The 3,379-nt window shown below is 71.7% G+C and carries 2 protein-coding genes; both read right to left on the minus strand.

Going from position 1 to position 3,379, the window contains the following annotated elements; translation table 11 throughout:
* Positions 1 to 46: 46 nt before the first annotated feature.
* Positions 47 to 1,441 (minus strand): extracellular solute-binding protein, encoded by a 1,395-nt coding sequence (locus ACFT55_RS19735; RefSeq protein ID WP_380245552.1) that lies wholly within the window; start codon positions 1,439 to 1,441, stop codon positions 47 to 49.
* A 107-nt stretch (positions 1,442 to 1,548) separates the two neighbouring features.
* Positions 1,549 to 3,225: a glycoside hydrolase family 13 protein gene (locus ACFT55_RS19740; RefSeq protein ID WP_380245553.1), complete on the minus strand. Its 1,677-nt coding sequence runs from the start codon at positions 3,223 to 3,225 to the stop codon at positions 1,549 to 1,551.
* Positions 3,226 to 3,379: the final 154 nt, after the last annotated feature.

The raw sequence follows: 3,379 nt of genomic DNA on the forward strand, positions 1-3,379 counted from the left end.
GGTGCGGCGACGTCGCCGCGAGGAGAAGAGGTGGTGACGGTCACGGTCATCCCTGGTCGAGGAGGGCCTGGGCCTGCGAGTCGGCGTCGGCGAGCAGCGCGTCGATGTCGGCGTTCTTGTCGGTGAGCACGGCCTGCACGATCGGGTCGAGCAGGGCGTACACCTCCTGCGTCTTCTGCGACGGCTCGCCCGCCAGCGGCAGGTCGAACATCGCGTCGGTGAACGCCGTCATCTGGTCGAGCGGCACGTTGACGTAGTCGGCGATCCACTTCTGGTTCAGCTCGTACTGCTCCTGCGAGAACATCGGCAGCACGGGCGTGCCCACGGGCTGGTCGTTCTTGGCGAGCGTCTCCGCGTCGGCGACGGCGCGGTCCTCGTCGACCAGCTTGTTGAGGTAGAAGAAGTCGATCCACTTGATCGCGGCGGCCTTGACGGCGTCGTCGACGCCGGCCGGCACGCCCGCGAGCGTGCCACCGGTGAGGGTCGCCGCCTCGGGTGCGTCGGACAGCGGGATCGGCGCGAGGCCGTAGGTGTCCGGGTCGACGGCGTTGGTCTGCACGAGCGACGTGTAGATGTCGGAGCCGGAGGTGAACATGCCCACCTGGCCGGCGGCGAACTCCTGGTTGATGCTGCCCCAGTCGAGCAGGAAGTTGCCGCCCATCGAGTCGTCCTCCCACCGCAGGTCGTGGAGGAACTGGAGCGTCTCCTTGGTGCCCGCGTTGTCCAGGGTCGCCGTCGCCTTCTGGTCGGCGTCGACCTCCACGGTGCGGCCGCCGCGCGCGACGGTCTGCGCCGTGAGCTGCCACCCGCCCGTGTTGTTCTGCGTCATCGTGGCGTAGCCGGCGACGCCGGGGTTCGCGTCGGCGATCTTCTTCGCGTCCGCGCGCACCTCGTCCCAGGTCGTCGGCGGCTGGTCCGGGTCGAGGCCCGCCGACTCGAACAGCTGCCGGTTGTAGTGCAGTGCCACCGGGTAGGCGTTCTTGGCCGGGATCGCGTACACGTGACCGTCGTCGCCGGTACCCGACTCGAGGATCGTCGGGTTGAACTGGTCGGCGTACGGCAGGGCCCGGAACTGGGCGTCCATGTCGGAGAGCTGGCCGTTCTCCACGAGGCCCTGCGCGTCGGTGAACGGGATCTCGAAGACGTCGGGCAGCGTGCCTCCGGCGAGCTGGGCGGCGAACGTCGTCGCCTTCCACTCGTACTCCTCGGGCACGACGTCGATGTCGGGGTTCGCCTTCTCGAACTCCGCGACCTGGTCCTCGAAGGCGGCGACGGCCTCCTCCGTCGACCCGGGCAGCAGGGAGACCACCGAGAGGGTGACCTGCCCGGCCGAGTTGGTGCTCGCGTCCTTCGGGTCGCTCCCGCCCGAGCACGCGGCGAGCGTGCCCGTCGTGAGCGCGCCCACCAAGATGAGGGCGGCCGGCTTTCGTGTGGACTTCATCGTCACTCCTTGTCGGGTCGAACGTCGGGTCGAACGTCGGGTCGAACGTCAGGTCGAACGTCGGTCGAACGTCGGTGCTGCTGCGGGCGGGGTGGGGCGGGTGCGGTTCATGGGCGGAGCCAGACGGCGACGTCGGTACCGACCTGGTCGAGGGGCTGGCGGGGGTCGCCGCTGTGCAGCACGACCTGCGCGCCACGCGGCAGCGGGAACGGTTCGGGGCCGAGGTTGACGACGCACACCAACGCCGCGCCGGACCCGCCCTCCTGACGGTCTCCGCGCGCGAAGGCGAGGACGTCGTCGCCGACGGCCACGTCGCCCACGGCGTCCAGCCAGCGCAGGCCCGTGCCGTGCAGGGCGGGGTCGGCCCGCCGCGCGGCGAGGGTGCGGCGGTACAGGTCGAGCGTCGACGCCGGGTCGCCGTCCTGCGCCTCGACGGACAGGTCTCCCCACGACGCCGGCTGCGGCAGCCAGGGCGCGGCGCCGCCGTCGGGCCCGAAGCCGAACGAGCTGCCGCCGCGAGTCCACGGCAGCGGCACACGACACCCGTCCCGGCCGGGGTCGACCCCGCCGGACCGGTCGTGCATCGGGTCCTGGATGACGTCGAGGGGCAGGTCCTCGACCTCCGGCAGCCCGAGCTCGTCGCCCTGGTACACGTACAGCGCCCCCGGCAGGGCCGCCACGAGCAGCGCCGCGGCACGCGCCCGACGCCGGCCGATCGCCAGGTCGGTCGGGGTGCCGAAGCGCTTGGCCGCGAAGGCGAAGGACGAGTCCTCACGCCCGTACCGCGTCACGGGGCGGGTGACGTCGTGGTTGGACAGCACCCAGGTGGCCGGCGCCCCGACCGGCGCGTGCGCGTCGAGGGTCGTGGTGATCGACTCGCGCAGCGCCTTGGCGTCCCAGGGGCGGGCCATGAAGTCGAAGTTGAACGCCGTGTGCATCTCGTCCGGCCGCAGGAACCGGGTGAAGCGCTCGGTGTCGGGCAGCCAGACCTCGCCCACGAGGACGCGCGGCTCGTCGTACGAGTCCGCCACGGCGCGCCAGGAGCGGTAGACGTCGTGCAGCGCGTCGCGGTCCACGTGCGGGTGCTTCCCCGGACCCGGGTGCTCCGGGACCTCGGGGAGCGCGGGGTCCTTGACGAGCAGGGCCGCGGAGTCGATGCGGATGCCCGCGGCGCCGCGGTCGAACCAGAAGCGCAGGATCTCCTCGTGCTCGCGCCGCACGTCCGGGTGGTCCCAGTTGAGGTCCGGCTGGGAGGGGGCGAACAGGTGCAGGTACCACTCGCCCGGGGTGCCGTCCGGGTTCGTCGTGCGTGTCCAGGTGGTGCCCTGGAAGTCGGACACCCAGCGCGTGGGCAGCTCGTCGCCGTGCTCCCCGCGCCCCGGGCGGAACCAGAACCGGTCGCGCTCGGGCGAACCGGGCTGGGCCGCGAGCGCCGCGCGGAACCAGGGGTGCTCGGCCGAGACGTGGTTGGGCACGACGTCGACGATGGTGCGCACCCCGAGCGCCCGGGCCTCGGCGATGAGCGCCTCCGCCTCGGCGAGCGTGCCGAACTGCGGGTCGATGGCGCGGTAGTCGGCGACGTCGTACCCGCCGTCCGCGAGGGGTGACACGTACCAGGGGGTGAACCAGATCGCGTCGACCCCCAGGTCTCGCAGGTAGCCGAGGCGGTTGCGCACCCCGGCCAGGTCGCCCGTGCCGTCGCCGTTCCCGTCGGCGAACGAGCGCGGGTAGACCTGATAGATCACCGCGTCGCGCCACCACTCGGCGTCCTGCCCCTTGCTCACCGATGAGCCCCTTCCGCATCGTCGTCGATGAGCAGGACAGTAATGAGGCAACAGTGTCCACGCAAGAAGTTGACAGCACCGTTACCAAATCGCGATCGCCGAAACGCAGGAACGCTCGGGGATGCGGAACGGCCGGTCGGGCGACAGTGTCGCC

The sequence above is a fragment of the Isoptericola sp. NPDC057191 genome (assembly GCF_042670225.1).
Taxonomy (GTDB): Bacteria; Actinomycetota; Actinomycetes; order Actinomycetales; family Cellulomonadaceae; genus Isoptericola.